Raw genomic sequence first — 16,134 nt, forward strand, 5'->3', positions numbered from 1 at the left:
TTGTAACTACTGCATGGGATACAATTGCAGCGTGAATTGGTAATGGGGAACAAATATGGCAAGGCAAATACCACCGTTTAAGAATGATGCTTTGGTTTATAAAAGAATTGTAGTTAAAGCAGGGACGAACGTTTTGACACATGGGGGTTCTGATCTTAATCGAGCTGCAATGGACTCCCTTGTTGACCAGATTGCCAAAGCTTGGAGCGAAGGAATTGAAATTTTATTAGTGACCTCGGGAGCAATTGCCGCAGGTCGTGAGGTAGAGCCAAATATTTCAGGAGGAAAAAGTATAGGAGCTAGCCAAATGCTCGCGGCTATTGGCCAAAGTAGGTTGATGCATGCCTACCAAGAACTATTCTCCAAGAGAGGTATCACAGTGGCGCAAGCGTTGCTAACCGCACAGGATGTTGATGATCAAATTGGATATCAAAATGTGAGGAACACCCTGGTGGGCCTTTTAGAGAGAAGGATAATTCCTATAGTTAATGAAAATGACGTAGTCGATACTGCTGAAATTAACAATCAGCGTTTTGGTGATAATGATGTTTTGTCTGCGATAGTCGCAAAAATTGTAAGTGCTGATCTTTTACTATTACTGACTGACACTGACGGCTTATTCACTTCAGACCCCAAACGCAATCAGCAAGCAAAATTGATTAGTAAAGTTGAAATTATTGATGAGTCGATTATGTCGCTAGCTGAAGAGCACAGTAGCAATATTAGTCGTGGAGGAATGATTTCTAAATTGGAGTCAGCACGTTATGCGACAGACGCTGGGGTAGCGGTAATTGTGGCCCCCGGAAATCTCAAAAACGTTATACAGATTTCTGCATTTGGATCTCAAGTGGGCACCTTATTCACTGCAAAAGTAGATTATGGAGGCAAAAATGGTTAATTCAACAAATAGCCTTGAGCTGATCCAAAAAGCTGGAAAAGCGAGAGATGCCTTCCGAGATTTACGGACTCTTTCATCTGAAAGAAAAAATATAGCATTAAATGCGATTGCAGATTCATTAGACCAAAGTCACGAAGAAATATTGCAAGCGAATATGATTGATATGGAGCTTGGCCAAAAAGATGGATTATCAACTGCAGTTTTAGGCCGGCTTTTGCTTGATGAAACACGTTTAAATAGCATGTCAATGGATCTTCGCTCGGTTGCATCTTTGCCTGATCCTGTAGGGGAGAGTTTTGATGCTAAGACTCTGGATAATGGAATAAAAATTGAGAAGCGCCGGGTACCTTTAGGAGTGATTGGCTGCGTATATGAGAGCAGGCCTAACGTAACTACCGACATTGTTGCCCTGTGTTTGAAATCAGGTAACACCGTAATCCTTCGGGGAGGTAAAGAGGCAGTTAATTCCAACGCTGCCTTGATTAAACTTATTAGGCAAGCTTTGGAAAAGTCAGATATTTCAGCTGATGTAGTTCAATTTATAAATAGCACAGATAGATCTGTGGTGGATCAAATGATTCGGGCTAATGACTGTATAGATTTATTTATACCTCGTGGGGGAGCCTCGTTAATACAGTACGTTAGAGATAACGCTACCGTTCCTTCAATTACAGGAGGTATCGGAGTGGTTCATATTTACGCAGATGAGTCTGCAGATTTACAAAAAGTGGTCGAAATTGTGCACAATGCGAAGACGCAGCGACCTGACGTCTGCAATGCTTTAGATACGCTGTTAGTTCATTCAACCATTGCTGCGGATTTGTTGGCGTCGCTAGTGCCGAATATAACTAGTGCAGGAGTAGAGATACGTTGTGATAAACGAGCTTTGTCTGTTATGGGTTCTGCTGGTTCTTCCGAATTAGTAAAGGCTGCAGAAGAAAGTGATTTTGGACAGGAATTCCTCTCATTAATTATGTCAGTGAAGATTTTGGATAGTATCGACGACGCTATCGATCACATAGAAGAATTTGGTTCTGGCCATACTGAAGCGATCATCACTGAAAATCCTCAGTCGGCAAATAAATTTCTTGATGAAGTTGAAGCATCTGTCGTTTTAGTAAATGCTAGTACCAGATTTAACGATGGCGGGCAATTGGGATTAGGTGCAGAAGTTGCAATAAGTACTAATAAATTGCATGCACGCGGTCCGATGGGACTAAAAGAGCTCACAACTTATAAATGGATTGCTTTTGGGCAAGGCCAAGTAAGGTGAAGTAAAACCGATAATTTACTGTTGCATCGGAGAGAAAATGTTGCGATTTGAGCGTGAATGTAGAACCCCGAACTCAGAGGCATATACGATTTTTGATGATGGTCAACCGCAAGGTCGTTTTGACGTTCATTTTGCGGGAAGCTTGATTCATGCAACGTTATGTGTATCTGAGAGATTTACAACGGATGAAATACAAGATCTTATAGAAGATATTAACGACGAAATTTTGGATGCAATTGGCTTGGCGCGAGACGACTTTGTCGTGCATGTTCATCAAGGACGTGAAGTAGGCATATTTTCGAATAGTGAGTATTCCGAGGATGATCAAGCAAACTCAGAGAATTAAATCTGATGATAATTGATTTCCATACTCATCTTTTGCCACCCTCTTTTATTAAAGAGAACTACGATCAAGTTATGAAGGATCAAACATTTGCATCGATGTTCGGTAAAAGTGATTTGAATTTGCCTTCGACTGAAGATCTTATTCGATCAATGGAAGCAGATGATATTGATGCTTCGGTAGTAATGGGGTACGGATGGTGTGATTACGAAATAGCAAAAGCTTCTAATGATTTCATTTTAGAGACAGCCCAAAAATACCACCCTAAGATAATTCCATTTTGTTCGGTACATCCGGATTGGGGAGACCTAGCTGTTTACGAAATTGAGAGGTGCCTCTCTCTTGGTGCAAAAGGAATTGGAGAATTACATCCCACTTCGCAATCTATAGATCTCGCTCTTAGCGAATCTATATCTTCATTAGTTCAAATTTCTAGTGAAAATGATATGCCTATAGTTATCCATGGATCGGAGCCAGTAGGTCATAAATATCCAGGTAAAGGACTTACGTCGCCAGAACAATTAGCTTCGTTTGCTATGCGGTTTCCCGAAGCTTCACTTGTCTTTGCTCACTGGGGAGGCGGATTACCATTTTATGCGTTGATGCCTGAAGTCCGCGAACTACTAAAAAATGTGTTTTTTGATAGCGCTGCATCGCCATTCTTGTACGATCCGTCAATATTTAGTATTGCAGATCAGATTATAGGGGCCGAGAAAATTATTTTTGGCTCGGATTATCCTTTGTTAAGTGCAAAGCGCGTAATGAGGCAGGTTTTTGAGACGCTGAGCCCTGAGAAAACTAAGCTCATCATAGGTGAAAACGCGAACAATCTTTTACACTGGTTTACTTAAATTAGCCCCATAATGCCACCAATAATTAGCACAAGGCCTGCAGTGAATAGGAAGCTGCTAAATCTAATTCGTGATGCTAAGGAGATTAGTAAATGGATAGTTATGAGGCCTATAAAAAATGCGACTACCGCACCTATTATTTCCTCTATTTGTAAGGAGAAATCACGTGTAATGATGATTAGCAAGGCCGCCCCGAGGCTTGCTGGAATGCTCATTAGGAAGCTTAGGAAAAGCGCATACTTACTTTCATATTTCCTAAATAGCAAGAAAGAAATTGTTAAGCCGGATCTACTGAGCCCAGGCAGTATGGCAAGCCCTTGAATTAACCCTGCTCCAGTAGCCTCTACCCAATTAATAGAATCAATTTTCCTAAGCTCTATAGCGGTTTTTTGCTTCGTTTGAACAGCACCGTTAATCCACACCAATGACCCCACTATGATCATGACAACCGAACCATTTAAAGCAGAAATAGAATTTATGCCAATCAATATGGGGATTCCACTTAAAGCTGACCCAATGGATGAATAGAGAATGAATGCGAGCAAGGGGTTTGATTCTCGAGGTCCTTTATAGGTGTCAAGAATAAGAGTTTTGATCTCTCTTCTGAAATAAACTATTGCAGATAGCGCCGTACCAATGTGAAGCAACAGTGCCAAGGCGATTGCATCTTCAAAATCTCGGCCCCAAGCTAAATTTCCTACCAATGCCACTAGGCCTTCTGAACTAATAGGCAACCATTCTGAGACTCCTTGTATAAACCCCAATATGGCGTTTTCTAGTAGTAATTCGGGTTTCATAATTTACGATATTCTTGTAGTAGGTTCGAGCATCAGACAAGGCTCTCCCCATTGGGATTTGCTTTCCAGGGACCAGTCATCTGAAGAGTTTTGGGGTCTGAGCCGTATTCCTTCATCTCCTCCAAAGATTAAAATCACTGCCCCGTCACCGGAATCCATAACCTTTGCAGCATAAGCTGCAACCGGACCTTCTGAAGACCAGCCGATTATCTCGCATGGACCCTCCCATCCATCAGGCCGGAACGCGGTTTCTACCCAACTCACTTGAAAAGGGTTTTCTAATGGCTCAAAAATGCGATTTATATCGAGATCGCAATTGCCTCCGCTGTATACGTCCACTTCAATGTAATCCATACCTGAAGTGTAACAGTCACCTAATTTAAATAAGATTGTTTCAATAACATATCTGTTTCAAAGTTCTCTGTTAGGATTTCGCCATGCAGCGTTCAATCCTTATATCAGGTGTCAAAAATTTGCCAGAGGTTTTACCTGGTGACGACTTAGCAGTATTAATTATCGAGGCGTTGGCTAGAGAAGGCTTTGATTTATTACAAAATGACATTGTCGTGATCACTCAGAAAATCGTTTCTAAGGCAGAGGGTCGGATAATTGATCTAAGTTCGGTTGTGCCTTCAAGGCAATCAATAGAATTTGCTGAAGAATGGGGTAAGGATGCGCGTGTTATAGAACTTGCATTGCAGGAGAGCAATAGAGTCGTCCGCATGCAGGATGGCATTTTAATTACTGAGAATAAAAATGGATTTGTATGCGCTAACTCTGGTATAGACGCATCTAATGTGGGGAAAAATGGAGACTTTGTGATTTTATTACCAGTGGACTGTGACAAATCAGCCATGGCAATTAAAAGAAGAATTGAAGAATTGACTGATGTTCAAGTCGCTATAGTTATCTCAGATACGTTTGGTCGTCCTTGGCGTGAAGGTGCCATTAACGTAGCTGTAGGAGTGGCCGGGATGGACCCATTGGTTGATTATAGAGGCATTGAAGATACTGACGGTCGGGAAATGCACTCGACTACCATTGCTACGGCAGATGAATTGGCTTCTGCTGCAGAATTAGTAATGAATAAGATAGATAGAATTCCTGTGGCAATTGTCAGAGGTTACGAATTCAGAATTAGCACTGAAAATAGTGGAGTCCAACCACTACTTAGAGACATTGATAAAGACTTATTTAAGTAAGAACTCGCGTTGAAGTTTTACAGCTAAGAACTCCAGAGAATAGAATTTCTATATGTTGGATTTTCTTTGTGGTATAAGTACATCTCTTGCCTCTGATTTTCCCCTTTTTAATTTGGAGGAATTGAATGGTTAACGATCAGTTGAAAATTGGAGAAAAAGTTTTTTCCTCGAGACTACTTTTAGGTACTGGTAGGCATCGGAATGATGTTGAATTGCAAAATAGCCTTAAGGAAGCGGGTACAGAAATTGTAACCGTCGCTATACGCCGCTTAGATCTTACTAACCCAAATACTCCTAGTATTCTGGATTCAATTGATCCTAATTTTTACACAATCCTTCCCAATACAGCTGGTTGCTCCACTGTGGAAGAGGTAGTGATGATTGCAAAATTGTCACGTTCAATGGGCTTACCTAATTGGATAAAGCTTGAAGTTATTCCAGACCCAAAATATTTGTTGCCAGACCCTGTGGGGACGTTAGAGGCTGCAAAAGTCTTGATAAAAGAAGGATTTGATGTGATGCCTTATATTAACGCTGACCCTGTCTTAGCTAGGCATCTTGAAGAAATTGGTTGCGTCACGGTAATGCCTTTAGGATCTGCAATAGGATCTGGTCAAGGTATACATACCGCTGAAGAGATATCAATTATTATTGAGCAAGCTAAGATTCCTGTAATTGTTGATGCAGGATTAGCTGTGCCTTCGCATGCTTCCCAGGCTATGGAAATGGGCGCAGACGCAGTTTTGGTTAATACTGCTATCGCACGCGCAAAAAACCCTCAGCTTATGGCCGGAGCATTTAGACTGGGAGTTGAGGCAGGTAGGAAAGCATTTTTGGCTGGTCGAATAGAACGTCAGCAATATGCTCAAGCAAGTAGCCCTTTGGAAGGCGTAATTAACGCATCAAAATAATAGCTTGAAATTAGATATAACAAACTATTTACCATTAACAATTCTGGTTACAAATACTCATCTTGCGGGAGGAGTTGAACCTCTAGTTTCTATTGTTGCAGATGCTATTGACGGGGGAATAAATGCTGTGCAGCTTCGTGAGAAAACCATGGACTACAGTAGGCAACTAGACTTAGCTAGCCAGTTGCGGCAGGTTACACAGGATAGGGCTTTATTATTCATTAATAGTGAATTGGAAATTGCGCAGATAGTGGGCGCAGATGGAATCCAAATCCCTGAATCTGGAATCACCCAGATTGAAGAGATGGCTGAATATCATGAGAATATGTATTTTGGTTGCTCAGTGCATTCTATTAAAGCTGCAGAATCAGCAATTTCACATGGAGCAGACTTATTAATTGCAGGGACAATTTTCCGGAGCCCAAGCCATGAAGAGACTACAGGATCGGGTGTCACACTTATTGAGAAAAGCGTGCAAAGAGCCAAGATACCTGTTGTAGGCATTGGAGGAATCAATCCTGCCAATGCAGCGGAGGTTATTTATTCTGGAGCTGCGGGGGTTGCAGTGATTAGTGAAATAATTCAAGCCTCAGATCCCCAAGCGACGGCGGCTGAACTAGTTAGGATTGTGAACAACAGTTGGAATTCGAGGTTTAATTCTGATGATTAAAATTGTGATCAATGGGCTGGAGCAAGAAATGCCTGAGGCCACAACTGTTAAAAGCTACCTTGACGAGATGGGGTTTGTAGGTAATTACGTAGCTGTTGCAATTAATGGAAATATAATTGATCGTAAATCGTTTCCGGAAATATGTTTTTCAAATAACGACATTGTTGAAATAGTTCGACCCGTTGGCGGCGGGTAGCCACATTTACGGAAGGCGTAATTCTTTTTCGGAATCTGTCAAAACAGGTAGTTTGGTATTCCTTTGATCAATAAATAAATGGTAATAGAGCGTCTTTCATTATGTGCGATTGTCGTAGAAAAATATTCGTAAATTACTTAAATTTTAGCCGTATTGATATAAATTCGTAACCGCATAGTTGTTTTCCGGCATATATATGATGTATAATGACACATGTCGGCTAAATTGTGGCGCTACTATGGTTTGCTGAATAACACGAAGGAAGGAGCAAGATGCTAACTATGTTGAGTTCATTGTTTACTGCTTTAGAGGAAGGCTTGGCGTATTTCGCAATCGCGAGTAACCATTCAGACCAACCCTCTCAAATGGTTCGATTGATACAGTCAGCAATGGCTTCGAAGTACGAAACTCGTAACTTTGAAGCTGGAACTGATTTGATTAACGATTCTGAACAGTTAGAAATGGTGGCTGCATAGCCACCATTTCGGTATCAAAGACAGGAGATTAGTTGTAATGACAGGTATTTTAGTAAAGGCATGTACCAACTGCGGTGGTGACGTAAATTGCCTTGAAGAAATTGATGGCCCTGAAGCCCGTTGCCTTCAATGCGGAAGATCAATGGATGTGAAGGTTGCAGTATCACTTTTAGGTGGCCGAAAAACTGCAGCGTAGTAAAAGGTTCACTGCTTGCTATTGAGCAGTGAGCTTACCCTTAATATTTCTAGTGGCTTGTCATCAATACTTTCAAACCAGTAACGCGTGTGATGCGGGATGAATATACCTTCAAATGGCCCAAGGTCACCTAAAATTACGCCTTCTTCACCGTGAAACCTCGCTTTCCCGCCTAGTATTAACCAATAACCATCCTGATCGTTGTGATAATGAAGTTTATTCCCTTGCCCTTTTTCCATAACTTGAACTGTGCTGATTACCGATTCGTTGTAGATGAGATCGTACGATCGCCCGTTTTCTGATCCTCTATCTCTTGATCCCTCAGCATATGGACCAGGGTAATTAAATCTTGCCACTTGGTTTGCCATAATTCTCCTTTCCTACTATTTACTTATAACAACACCTGCTAGTCTTGCGCCTATGATTTATCATCTTTAGAGTATGATTACCATCGTTGAGGTGCTTACCTAATGGGTACAGAATTTTGGATTATATTTATAGGCTGGTTTGTGATTGCTGCAGGCCTAGCTGCGACATCTTATGTGCTACACAAGAGAGAGTCTAACTAGGGATTTTTTTATCTATCGCAGGGGTGTTTTATGCTTACCCAAGAAATGAACGATAGGATTACTAGAGTGGGACCTGGTTCGCCTATGGGCGAATTGATGAGGCGATATTGGCATCCTATTGCAGGCTCCTCCCAGTTAGATGAAGAGAACCCTACAAGAGAAGTACGCTTACTTGGAGAGGATCTTGTTCTTTATAGGGATAAGAAAGGTGTCTTGGGCTTAATAGAACCAAGTTGTGCGCATCGCAAAGCAAGTCTTGCTTATGGCATCCCTGAAGACGAAGGAATCAGATGCGCTTATCACGGCTGGATATTCAATGAAACTGGCGCATGTGTAGATCAGCCTTCGGAACCTGAAGGTTCAAAATTCAAAGACAAAGTCAAACTAAAGGCATATAAAGCTCAGGATTATGCAGGTGCAATTTGGGCGTATGTAGGACCTGAGCCGGCACCCCTGCTTCCTCATTGGGATGTTCTCGAATGGGAGGGACATCGTCAATGGCAAGTTACTAGCCTCCCATGCAATTGGCTGCAATGTCAGGAAAACTCATTAGACCCATTGCATTTCCAATGGCTCCATAGGTATTTTGGCGGTTGGATGATGAACCGTGGTAAATCCCCTGAAGAACGAGATGCTTGGAATGCGACCACTGGGGCTAAAGGCTCGGATCATAAGAAAATAGGATTTGATTTAACTGAATATGGCGTAATCAAGCGTCGCTTGGTTGGGGAAGAGACAGAGGAGAGTGAATTTTGGCGTATTGGGCACCCGATTTTATTCCCTAATATTCTTAGAGTAGCTCATGGAATGCAATTTAGAACCCCCGTAGACGACACACATACGCTGCATGTGACAATGCAATTTAGACCATTAGCTCAGGAGGAAAAGCACCAGGAAGAAATTCCTTATATTGAAGAGCCACTGTTTGATGATGCGGGCAAACTTAGGTACGACTATGTAGTAGCGCAAGATCAGTTGGCTTGGGTAATACAAGGCCCTATATCGGATAGAACCACTGAAAGACTCGGCGTTACAGATGTAGGGGTGATTATGTTTCGTCGTTTACTTGATGAACAAATTAGCGTGGTTGAGGACGGTGGAGAGCCGATGAATATTTATAGGGATGAATTAGAAAACGAAATTCTCGTGCTTCCTTGTGAATATTTTCAATACCCTGGATATGAAGGTACTGGCGGACCCTTCAAAGATTTAAAACCAGCGCCAGCTGCGGTAGAAGCAATACTATCTGGCCAAGGTGCTTCGCTTACTGAATGGGACGGTGTTAGGACTTTAACTGGCGAAGAAAGATACGCTTTCAGCGATGGTCATATTGAAGGGGTAGAAACAAGAAAGTAGCGCGCTAGTTCGATCAAGCTACATCAATTAGAATTTCCGCAAGTTCTACAGGCATATCGGCCATTACAATATGCCCGCAATGTAGATCAAACAGTTTCCAGGATGAATCACTCTTTAGTGAATCGTAATAAGCTTGGAAATACTGATGTTCGTAGGCGGTAGCTCTTATATAACATTTTTTAGGTACTCTATTTATTGCACCTGTCAGAGTTATCTCTTGGAGTGAAGTGCCTATGGGTTGCGGAGTCGCTAGCGACTCGAACCAATACCGGTCATTTTCATTTATGTTATATCTCTCCATAGAACCTGGTGGACGAGAAATTTCTCCAGCTTCTCTTGCTGCAAGTACCGCCTCCCGGCTTCCTGGAGATTGCATATCAAAAGCTTTTTGGCCATTCTCTGGCAAAAAGGCATCTAAATAAACAATGGATCCAATCTTATCAGGAATTGCCTCTACCACTCCGGATATAACCCATCCTCCGGAAGAATGCCCGCACAATACTACATCGGATAGTTCTTCCCATTTAATTACATTAACTACGTCGGTAATGTGTGTATCAAGGTTAATTGATGCATTCATTAAGTGAGATCGTTCACCACACCCTGTCAAAGTCGGAGTAAATACTTGATGGCCTTTAGATCTAAGAATGTCAGCTACTCTTCGCCAGCACCAACCGCCTGCATTTGTCCCATGAACTAATACATAAGGTCTTTTTGATTCAGAAATAACGCACCTCCATTTGAGGAATGTAAGCTAATTGCTAAGCCTAAAAAAGCGAGACATGTTGTCACCTAAAATATCTTGTTTTGCTTCCTCTGATAAGCCTTCCATCGATGAAATCCCTGCTGCAGTATTAGGGTAGGTTGATGGAGGGTGAGGGTAATCACTTCCGATAATGAAATTTTTACTTCCAATTGTCTGTATAGAGCCCACTATTGCTTCTTCATCAGGCTCTACTGCTACCAAACAACTTTGCTTGATTAATTCGCTAGGTAATTCATCGCATCTCGCACACTGTGGCTCTATTTGAAATACCCGATCAAGTGTGTACATCACCCATGGAAGCCAAGATCCTCCAGCTTCAAAAAAGGCGAATCTTAAATTTGGGAATTCCTTGAGTACTCCACCTAAGGTCAGGCTTGCCATTGCTACCATGTATTCGAATGCGAAACCGAGGTAATTACTAATATGTAGTCTGCGCATTCTTTCCCAGCCTAATGTGTGATTAGTTGGGATATGGTCGTTTACTTGGCACTGGAAAGGATTCCCGTGAACATAAAGGGGCATATCAAGTTCCGAAATTGCAGCCCATAGTGGATACAATTCTATCGAGTCCCAGTTTTGGCCGTTCCAATTACTGTTAATGGTTAATGCCTTTAACCCCAGTTCTTGAGATGCACGCTTTGCTTCAGCAATACATTTGTCGATCGATTCAGTCCCAAATGGGATTACTCCACATCCAATTAGTTGCTCTGGGAACTGATTTTGTGCAGATGAAGTAGCGTTGTTGTAGGCCATCGACAACGCTAGCCTAAGACCAGGATCCCAGTCCCTGTCTATAGGTGAGCCGAAAGGGTTAGCGTATATCCCGTCGGGTATCAGAACTTGTGCATCAAATCCAGTATCGGGCAGTAAGCGAACTCTCTGCTCGGCTATACCATGCCCTACTGGGCCAGATCCTTGGGACGTTGTAGCAGCTGTAGGATTTACAGCACCAGCTTTTCGTCCAGCGGATGTAGCCCTGAAACCTCCCCTACGTGCTTCTCGATTAGAGAAAATTTCCCCATCTCGAAGGAGCATATCAATTGCTGCTTCTGAAATTCCTAATGTTTTATGTACATCAGTGAAATCAGGTAGTGGGAAAAAATGACTATCACCATCGATTTTTAAATTTTTTGATCTAGTCTCATTTGCAACCATTTTTTGCTCCAGAGGACAATTTTCGAATAGAAAGTCTAATTGTTTAAAATGCGTCCGACATTGTTTCTACAACAAAATCATACAACGAATCGGGGTTATAACCAGCATTTTCTAAGTGGCGTCTTGTCATCCTATTTACGAAGGATGAAGCTGCTTGCATGATCAACATCCCTCTTCCATTTAATGTTTTACGACCTGATAAGCGCGCTTGTCTCAACAAGACTGTCTCACTGGGAGAGTAGATCGCATCTACAAAAGCAGCAGTTGATTTTGTAGATGAAATTGCTTCCATGGATTCATGGTTATTGGATGTAATTTCTGGATACGAAAGCGAAAACCACTTTTGCCAAAAAAGAGTGGAGTCCCCTGGGTCAGGTACTTCTGGAGGGTTGGCGGGAGCCAAGGATGAAAATGGTTCTAGTGATGTAAGAAAATTATCAGGTAAACTCCTGATTCCGGACTGACCTACGGTAGACGCATTCACTATCAAATCTACGTCATGCACATTCTGCCCTATCATGTTTTGCCCGATTGCTACAATTCTAGTTCCATTTTCGGCCGTCAAGTTTACTTCTGAAACCAGATCCTCTACGCGTTGTAGCGATCGATTTGTCATAAGTAAAGCCCCGCCCTTGATGTTTTTTGCAATTGCGAATGCTGCTGCTCTGCCAGCACCGCCAGCTCCGAGCAGGAGTACATTTTTACCTTCAAGCGTAGGTATAAAAGGCTCTACTTCGCTAGGTAAACGTAGCAGCATACTTGCAATCAATCCGTCAGCATCTGTGTTAAAGCCTGTCATTGTCATATCACTATTTAATGCAAACGTATTGACTGCACCAATTTGGCGAGCAGTCGAGTCGATAGAATCTAGCAAATCCATAATTGCAAGTTTGTAAGGAACGGTTACATTAGCACCCATAAAGCCGGGGTAATTTTTTAAAGCGTTTATGAAATTACTCAGATTTTCTGGACGGACGTCAAAAGGAACGTATGCAGCATCGAAGTCGAGCCCATCGAATACTGCATTCCACATGCCTGGGCTACGCGAATATTTTGAAGGTGATTCTCCGATAGAACCAGCCAAAAGCTTTTTCGTCTTCGCTATTTCTGGTATCTGGTTCTCAACATAAAGTTGGATATCACTGATAGTTGATTTCATGCTGACGTCTTTCATTTTGTAGAATACGGCTAGCTTCCATACTTAAGGTTACAAGATGACAAATAAACTAATCGACATTGAGCTTATTACTTTTGCCCCAAGTGCGACAGTTGCCATTGCCCAGAATTACGGATTCTTCAAAGAAGAAGGGCTTAATGTACTGGAAACACGCACCCCAAGTTCATCTGTTCAGATGAAAGGCTTAATTGACGAGACGTATCAATTTGCTTCAACTGCATTCGACAATGTTTTGGCTTGGTCAAAAAGAGACGGTGCTGAGATTTTGGCTATTGCAAAAGCAAGTTCGATGGTTACCTTGCCAATGTACGTGACGCAGGAGATATCCAATTGGATCGATATTAAAGGCAAAGTACTAGCAGTTGACGCGGTAGATACTGCATATGCACTTGTTTTACGAAGGATCCTGCAAGCACATGACCTGATCTTAGACCGAGACTATAGTTTCTTCCCGGCTGGTTCGACAGGATTCCGATTCGATTCAATGTATTCGGGCAAAACTTGCGGTGCTATTTTGAACCCTCCTTGGAATAAAAAAGCGGAAGAATGCGGCATGAAATTACTTGCTGATCATAATCAAGTTCTTCCGGAGTACCCAGGCGGGACCTACGCTGTTAGCAAAGATTGGGCAACCAAAAATAGGCAGGTAGTAATCGCTTTTCTTCGAAGTATGCTACGCGCTACTGATCTGATTTATTCTGAATCGGATCATGTGCGATTAACAGAAGTCATTTCACAAGGTTTAGGTATTTCTGCAAGTGAGGCGAGCGGTATTTTTAGTCGAGTACCCTCGCGATTGCAATTAATCGGAGAAGAATTACAAATTCCATTAACGTTAAGAACTGATTTTGGGTTTCATCTCCCGAATGGTACAAATGTCGATAATTACTTGGATCGATCTTTTTTGTCTGAGGCCATTACGCCTAAGTAGGCTTTTAATGTAAAAAAGATTCGTTGACCGCTAGATTACGCATAAATACACTGGCTTTAGTGTGGAAGAGCATGCGAAAAATCTAAATGACTAGTACTCAAATTACACTCCCTGAATTTTCTTCAGCCTTTGATTATATTGAACCTATGACCCCGGTTGTGTCTGAAGAATTGAATAGTAACTCTGATTTAATTTATGAGATTCAATGGGAAGGGCTTAGAGTAGTTTCTGTATGCTCAAATGGATCGATTGCACTTCATACCAGAGGTGCGCAAGATGTCACCATTGCTTTTCCTGAAATCACCTTATCATTGCAGAGTGCGATAGAAGCTCATGACATAATCGTCGATGGAGAGATTGTAGCTTTAGATGAAAACGACCTTCCTCAGCGCCATGCTGTGATGGAGCGATGGCTAACATCATCTCATCATCCTAACTTTTTCAGATATGAAATTTCCGACATTCTTTATTTGGACGGCAAATGGTTACTTGATATGCCTTTATATAAGCGGAAGAAGCTTTTGCATAAAGTGATCAAGCCTGTGAAGCACGTTCATATATGTAGGTATTCTGAAAATGACGGATCAGATATTTATGGTTTTTCTCAGGAACTTGGCCTGCATGGGATCTTAGTTAAAGATAAATTTAGTGCATATGAACCGGGGAAGAGATCCCCAAGTTGGATTTCATTAAAGTATGCGCGTACAGCAAATCTTGTCATTGGTGGTTACACATTTGGAGGCACCGTTCTTCCTTTTGGGACCTTACTAGTCGGAGCATTTGATCAAGGTGAATTTCGTTATTTAGGTAACATCGGCGGCGGTTTTGGTAAATGTGACGTCTATATGCTTTATCAGCTAATTTCAAGGCTACATACTGATGAATGCCCATTTATTAATGAGCCTAATTTAGAGAGTTTTTTCTATTGGTGCGATCCAGTTTTAGCTGTTGAAATTGAATTTGGAGAACTTTCGCCTTCAGGCGAAATCAGGTTTCCGTTATTCAATTCACTTCGTCCAGATATTGACTCTAAAGAATGCGATTTACCGCTTCAGTTGAGTGCATAGCTTTCTAGCCATTTAACAAACGCAATTGCCCCTTGTGACCATAATTGCTCCTTGGTTTCCGTAGCTGCTTTTCCTGGAGAGAATCCGTGATCTGCATTTTCTAATGAGTGAAACGAAGCTTGAGTTAATGAAGATAGCGTTTTGGTAACTAGATCAGCATTTGCAAAATTGTCACGGGTACCGGTGCAGAAAAATATTGGAAGATTTATTTGAGTTAAATGTTCATTTTGCGCTAATGCTGGTCTTCCTGGTGCATGGAAGGGGTATGCGAAAAGTGCAAGGGCATCTATTTCTTCGTCTTCTGACGCTACATAAGAGGCTACCTTCCCTCCTAGGGAACGACCACCAATAATTGTTTTTAGTTGGTATTGGCGCGACCATCGAATTATGCTTCGCCACGTCTCCTTTAGCACCTTAGCGGAATCAGGGCTGCGTTTGTCAGCTTCTTGGTAAGGGAATTGAAAGCGAATTGAAGAAATACCTTGCAGGGTAAGAAATTGGGAAAGGAAAGCGCCGAACGGATCATGTACGTTTGAAGAAGACCCGGGTGCATATAGGAATAGTGAGTCACTTGAACCAACAATGGATGCTAGTGCTGTAACTCCATCAATTTTTACGCTTATTGCAGAGGATTTTTCCATAAATTAATACTCCGCATTACTCAATAAGGCTGGATTCCCCTCTTCAGGCATCACTTCTGCTGCATTTAAGGCACAAGCAAGCATTGAATAATAGCCTGCAGTAGCCGTTAAATCAGTCACTGATTTTATGCCTAACTTTTCTTTAGCCTTTAGAAAAACCTCATCGGGTATTCGTGAATTCCTCAAAAGATTACTCACATAATTAAAGACAAGAGCCTCATCTTCAAGTAATCCTTCTGGGGCTTTATTCTCTCGTATTGCTTCTATTGCTTCAGCACGAACACCTTCGCTTTCAGCTATTGGCTGGTGTGCAGTCCACTCGTATTGGCAATTCCAAGTACGCGCTACAGTCAAAATTGCAATTTCACGCATTTCTGGGCTCAATGTTGTTTCAAATCTGATGTATGTACCAACGTGCGCAATACGTTCGGCGACATCAGGGCTATTTAGTAATACTAGAAATGGACCACTTACGTTGCCTCGACTACCTGCGACATAGTCAAAGTGAGGTAAATCTTCCTTAGGTAGGCTTTCTCGTGTAACTTTGGGTAATCGAGACATCTCAATCTCCTATTTTTTAGAATATGATGCTGGAGTCGGTATTTTTTCGTATATTTGCATGCGCATTATAGGCGGAAGAATAATTTTATTTCCTAATG

General features: G+C 41.8%; 21 protein-coding genes. 13 read left to right on the top strand and 8 right to left on the bottom strand.

Translation table 11 applies throughout. From position 1 onward, the window contains the following. Positions 1-55 precede the first annotated feature (55 nt). The 4 genes from proB to MK127_01595 all read left to right on the top strand — a co-directional run bounded on the left by proB (position 56) and on the right by MK127_01595 (position 3,365). Positions 56-898 carry a glutamate 5-kinase gene (gene proB / locus MK127_01580; GenBank protein MCH2531492.1) on the top strand — a complete coding sequence of 281 codons (843 nt, stop codon included), beginning with the start codon at positions 56-58 and terminating at the stop codon, positions 896-898. Further along, positions 891-2,171, top strand: a complete 1,281-nt coding sequence (locus MK127_01585; GenBank protein MCH2531493.1) for a glutamate-5-semialdehyde dehydrogenase — start codon at positions 891-893, stop codon at positions 2,169-2,171. Before proB ends, MK127_01585 begins: the two co-directional genes overlap by 8 nt. A gap of 37 nt (positions 2,172-2,208) precedes the next feature. After that, on the top strand, positions 2,209-2,517 hold the full coding sequence (locus MK127_01590; protein ID MCH2531494.1) for a hypothetical protein: 309 nt from the start codon (positions 2,209-2,211) through the stop codon (positions 2,515-2,517). Between the two features lie 71 nt (positions 2,518-2,588). After that, entirely contained in the window at positions 2,589-3,365 is a 777-nt protein-coding gene (locus MK127_01595) for an amidohydrolase family protein (GenBank protein MCH2531495.1), read from the top strand. On the opposite strand, the gene MK127_01600 is transcribed toward MK127_01595, so the two are convergent. Together MK127_01600 and MK127_01605 are read right to left on the bottom strand one after the other, a co-directional pair. Next, on the bottom strand, positions 3,362-4,162 hold the full coding sequence (locus MK127_01600) for an undecaprenyl-diphosphate phosphatase (GenBank protein ID MCH2531496.1): 801 nt from the start codon (positions 4,160-4,162) through the stop codon (positions 3,362-3,364). The two genes, MK127_01595 and MK127_01600, sit on opposite strands and share 4 nt — an antisense overlap. A 3-nt stretch (positions 4,163-4,165) precedes the next feature. Then, positions 4,166-4,516, bottom strand: coding sequence for a hypothetical protein (locus MK127_01605; GenBank protein MCH2531497.1), 351 nt, complete (start codon positions 4,514-4,516; stop codon positions 4,166-4,168). Positions 4,517-4,599: 83 nt separating this feature from the next. Between MK127_01605 and cofE the strand changes: the two genes are divergently transcribed. From cofE to MK127_01635, 6 genes are all read left to right on the top strand, one after another. Beyond that, entirely contained in the window at positions 4,600-5,364 is a 765-nt protein-coding gene (gene cofE / locus MK127_01610) for a coenzyme F420-0:L-glutamate ligase (protein MCH2531498.1), read from the top strand. Positions 5,365-5,489: 125 nt separating this feature from the next. Further along, positions 5,490-6,275: a thiazole synthase gene (locus MK127_01615; protein ID MCH2531499.1), complete on the top strand. Its 786-nt coding sequence runs from the start codon at positions 5,490-5,492 to the stop codon at positions 6,273-6,275. 4 nt (positions 6,276-6,279) lie between these two features. Next, complete coding sequence (locus MK127_01620) at positions 6,280-6,945, top strand: thiamine phosphate synthase (protein MCH2531500.1); 666 nt, start codon at positions 6,280-6,282, stop codon at positions 6,943-6,945. Further along, positions 6,938-7,141 carry a sulfur carrier protein ThiS gene (thiS, locus tag MK127_01625; GenBank protein ID MCH2531501.1) on the top strand — a complete coding sequence of 68 codons (204 nt, stop codon included), beginning with the start codon at positions 6,938-6,940 and terminating at the stop codon, positions 7,139-7,141. The genes MK127_01620 and thiS overlap by 8 nt, the downstream gene beginning before the upstream one ends. A 281-nt stretch (positions 7,142-7,422) precedes the next feature. Continuing rightward, positions 7,423-7,617 carry a hypothetical protein gene (locus MK127_01630; GenBank protein ID MCH2531502.1) on the top strand — a complete coding sequence of 65 codons (195 nt, stop codon included), beginning with the start codon at positions 7,423-7,425 and terminating at the stop codon, positions 7,615-7,617. 37 nt (positions 7,618-7,654) lie between these two features. Then, positions 7,655-7,813 (top strand): hypothetical protein, encoded by a 159-nt coding sequence (locus tag MK127_01635; protein ID MCH2531503.1) that lies wholly within the window; start codon positions 7,655-7,657, stop codon positions 7,811-7,813. Between the two features lie 8 nt (positions 7,814-7,821). On the opposite strand, the gene MK127_01640 is transcribed toward MK127_01635, so the two are convergent. Beyond that, the gene (locus tag MK127_01640) at positions 7,822-8,181 is read right to left on the bottom strand and encodes a cupin domain-containing protein (GenBank protein ID MCH2531504.1); all 360 of its coding nucleotides are present in this window, start codon (positions 8,179-8,181) and stop codon (positions 7,822-7,824) included. A 231-nt stretch (positions 8,182-8,412) separates the two neighbouring features. Between MK127_01640 and MK127_01645 the strand changes: the two genes are divergently transcribed. Continuing rightward, on the top strand, positions 8,413-9,738 hold the full coding sequence (locus MK127_01645) for a Rieske 2Fe-2S domain-containing protein (GenBank protein MCH2531505.1): 1,326 nt from the start codon (positions 8,413-8,415) through the stop codon (positions 9,736-9,738). A gap of 13 nt (positions 9,739-9,751) precedes the next feature. On the opposite strand, the gene MK127_01650 is transcribed toward MK127_01645, so the two are convergent. From MK127_01650 to MK127_01660, 3 genes are read right to left on the bottom strand one after another with little or no spacing between them, the layout of a single operon-like run. Then, positions 9,752-10,465, bottom strand: a complete 714-nt coding sequence (locus tag MK127_01650; protein ID MCH2531506.1) for an alpha/beta hydrolase — start codon at positions 10,463-10,465, stop codon at positions 9,752-9,754. A 27-nt stretch (positions 10,466-10,492) separates the two neighbouring features. Beyond that, positions 10,493-11,659, bottom strand: a complete 1,167-nt coding sequence (locus tag MK127_01655) for an amidohydrolase (protein MCH2531507.1) — start codon at positions 11,657-11,659, stop codon at positions 10,493-10,495. Between the two features lie 43 nt (positions 11,660-11,702). Then, on the bottom strand, positions 11,703-12,818 hold the full coding sequence (locus MK127_01660; protein ID MCH2531508.1) for a hypothetical protein: 1,116 nt from the start codon (positions 12,816-12,818) through the stop codon (positions 11,703-11,705). 55 nt (positions 12,819-12,873) lie between these two features. Here MK127_01660 and MK127_01665 point away from each other — a divergent pair, with 55 nt between their 5' ends. Both MK127_01665 and MK127_01670 read left to right on the top strand, forming a co-directional pair. Then, the gene (locus MK127_01665) at positions 12,874-13,767 is read left to right on the top strand and encodes an ABC transporter substrate-binding protein (GenBank protein ID MCH2531509.1); all 894 of its coding nucleotides are present in this window, start codon (positions 12,874-12,876) and stop codon (positions 13,765-13,767) included. An 86-nt stretch (positions 13,768-13,853) separates the two neighbouring features. Beyond that, a complete protein-coding gene (locus MK127_01670) occupies positions 13,854-14,834 on the top strand; it encodes a hypothetical protein (GenBank protein MCH2531510.1) in 981 nt (326 codons plus the stop codon). Here MK127_01670 and MK127_01675 read toward each other — a convergent pair. Next, a complete protein-coding gene (locus MK127_01675) occupies positions 14,819-15,475 on the bottom strand; it encodes a dienelactone hydrolase family protein (GenBank protein ID MCH2531511.1) in 657 nt (218 codons plus the stop codon). The two genes, MK127_01670 and MK127_01675, sit on opposite strands and share 16 nt — an antisense overlap. A 3-nt stretch (positions 15,476-15,478) precedes the next feature. After that, entirely contained in the window at positions 15,479-16,036 is a 558-nt protein-coding gene (locus MK127_01680) for a carboxymuconolactone decarboxylase family protein (protein ID MCH2531512.1), read from the bottom strand. Positions 16,037-16,134: the final 98 nt, after the last annotated feature.

The organism is Dehalococcoidia bacterium, from assembly GCA_022449765.1.
GTDB lineage: Bacteria > Chloroflexota > Dehalococcoidia > Lucifugimonadales > Australimonadaceae > UBA2963.

Excerpts from the sequence above, each read along its gene's own strand:
- MK127_01595 (MCH2531495.1), top strand. The coding sequence starts at position 2,589 with ATGAAGGATCAAACATTTGCATCGATGTTCGGTAAAAGTGATTTGAAT.
- proB (MCH2531492.1), top strand. The coding sequence starts at position 56 with ATGGCAAGGCAAATACCACCGTTTAAGAATGATGCTTTGGTTTATAAA.
- MK127_01670 (MCH2531510.1), top strand. The coding sequence starts at position 13,854 with ATGACTAGTACTCAAATTACACTCCCTGAATTTTCTTCAGCCTTTGAT.
- MK127_01640 (MCH2531504.1), bottom strand. The coding sequence starts at position 8,181 with ATGGCAAACCAAGTGGCAAGATTTAATTACCCTGGTCCATATGCTGAG.
- MK127_01645 (MCH2531505.1), top strand. The coding sequence starts at position 8,413 with ATGCTTACCCAAGAAATGAACGATAGGATTACTAGAGTGGGACCTGGT.
- MK127_01585 (MCH2531493.1), top strand. The coding sequence starts at position 891 with ATGGTTAATTCAACAAATAGCCTTGAGCTGATCCAAAAAGCTGGAAAA.
- thiS (MCH2531501.1), top strand. The coding sequence starts at position 6,938 with ATGATTAAAATTGTGATCAATGGGCTGGAGCAAGAAATGCCTGAGGCC.
- MK127_01680 (MCH2531512.1), bottom strand. The coding sequence starts at position 16,036 with ATGTCTCGATTACCCAAAGTTACACGAGAAAGCCTACCTAAGGAAGAT.
- MK127_01675 (MCH2531511.1), bottom strand. The coding sequence starts at position 15,475 with ATGGAAAAATCCTCTGCAATAAGCGTAAAAATTGATGGAGTTACAGCA.
- MK127_01660 (MCH2531508.1), bottom strand. The coding sequence starts at position 12,818 with ATGAAATCAACTATCAGTGATATCCAACTTTATGTTGAGAACCAGATA.
- MK127_01615 (MCH2531499.1), top strand. The coding sequence starts at position 5,490 with ATGGTTAACGATCAGTTGAAAATTGGAGAAAAAGTTTTTTCCTCGAGA.
- MK127_01630 (MCH2531502.1), top strand. The coding sequence starts at position 7,423 with ATGTTGAGTTCATTGTTTACTGCTTTAGAGGAAGGCTTGGCGTATTTC.
- MK127_01590 (MCH2531494.1), top strand. The coding sequence starts at position 2,209 with ATGTTGCGATTTGAGCGTGAATGTAGAACCCCGAACTCAGAGGCATAT.
- MK127_01605 (MCH2531497.1), bottom strand. The coding sequence starts at position 4,516 with ATGGATTACATTGAAGTGGACGTATACAGCGGAGGCAATTGCGATCTC.
- MK127_01600 (MCH2531496.1), bottom strand. The coding sequence starts at position 4,162 with ATGAAACCCGAATTACTACTAGAAAACGCCATATTGGGGTTTATACAA.
- MK127_01635 (MCH2531503.1), top strand. The coding sequence starts at position 7,655 with ATGACAGGTATTTTAGTAAAGGCATGTACCAACTGCGGTGGTGACGTA.
- MK127_01665 (MCH2531509.1), top strand. The coding sequence starts at position 12,874 with ATGACAAATAAACTAATCGACATTGAGCTTATTACTTTTGCCCCAAGT.
- MK127_01655 (MCH2531507.1), bottom strand. The coding sequence starts at position 11,659 with ATGGTTGCAAATGAGACTAGATCAAAAAATTTAAAAATCGATGGTGAT.
- cofE (MCH2531498.1), top strand. The coding sequence starts at position 4,600 with ATGCAGCGTTCAATCCTTATATCAGGTGTCAAAAATTTGCCAGAGGTT.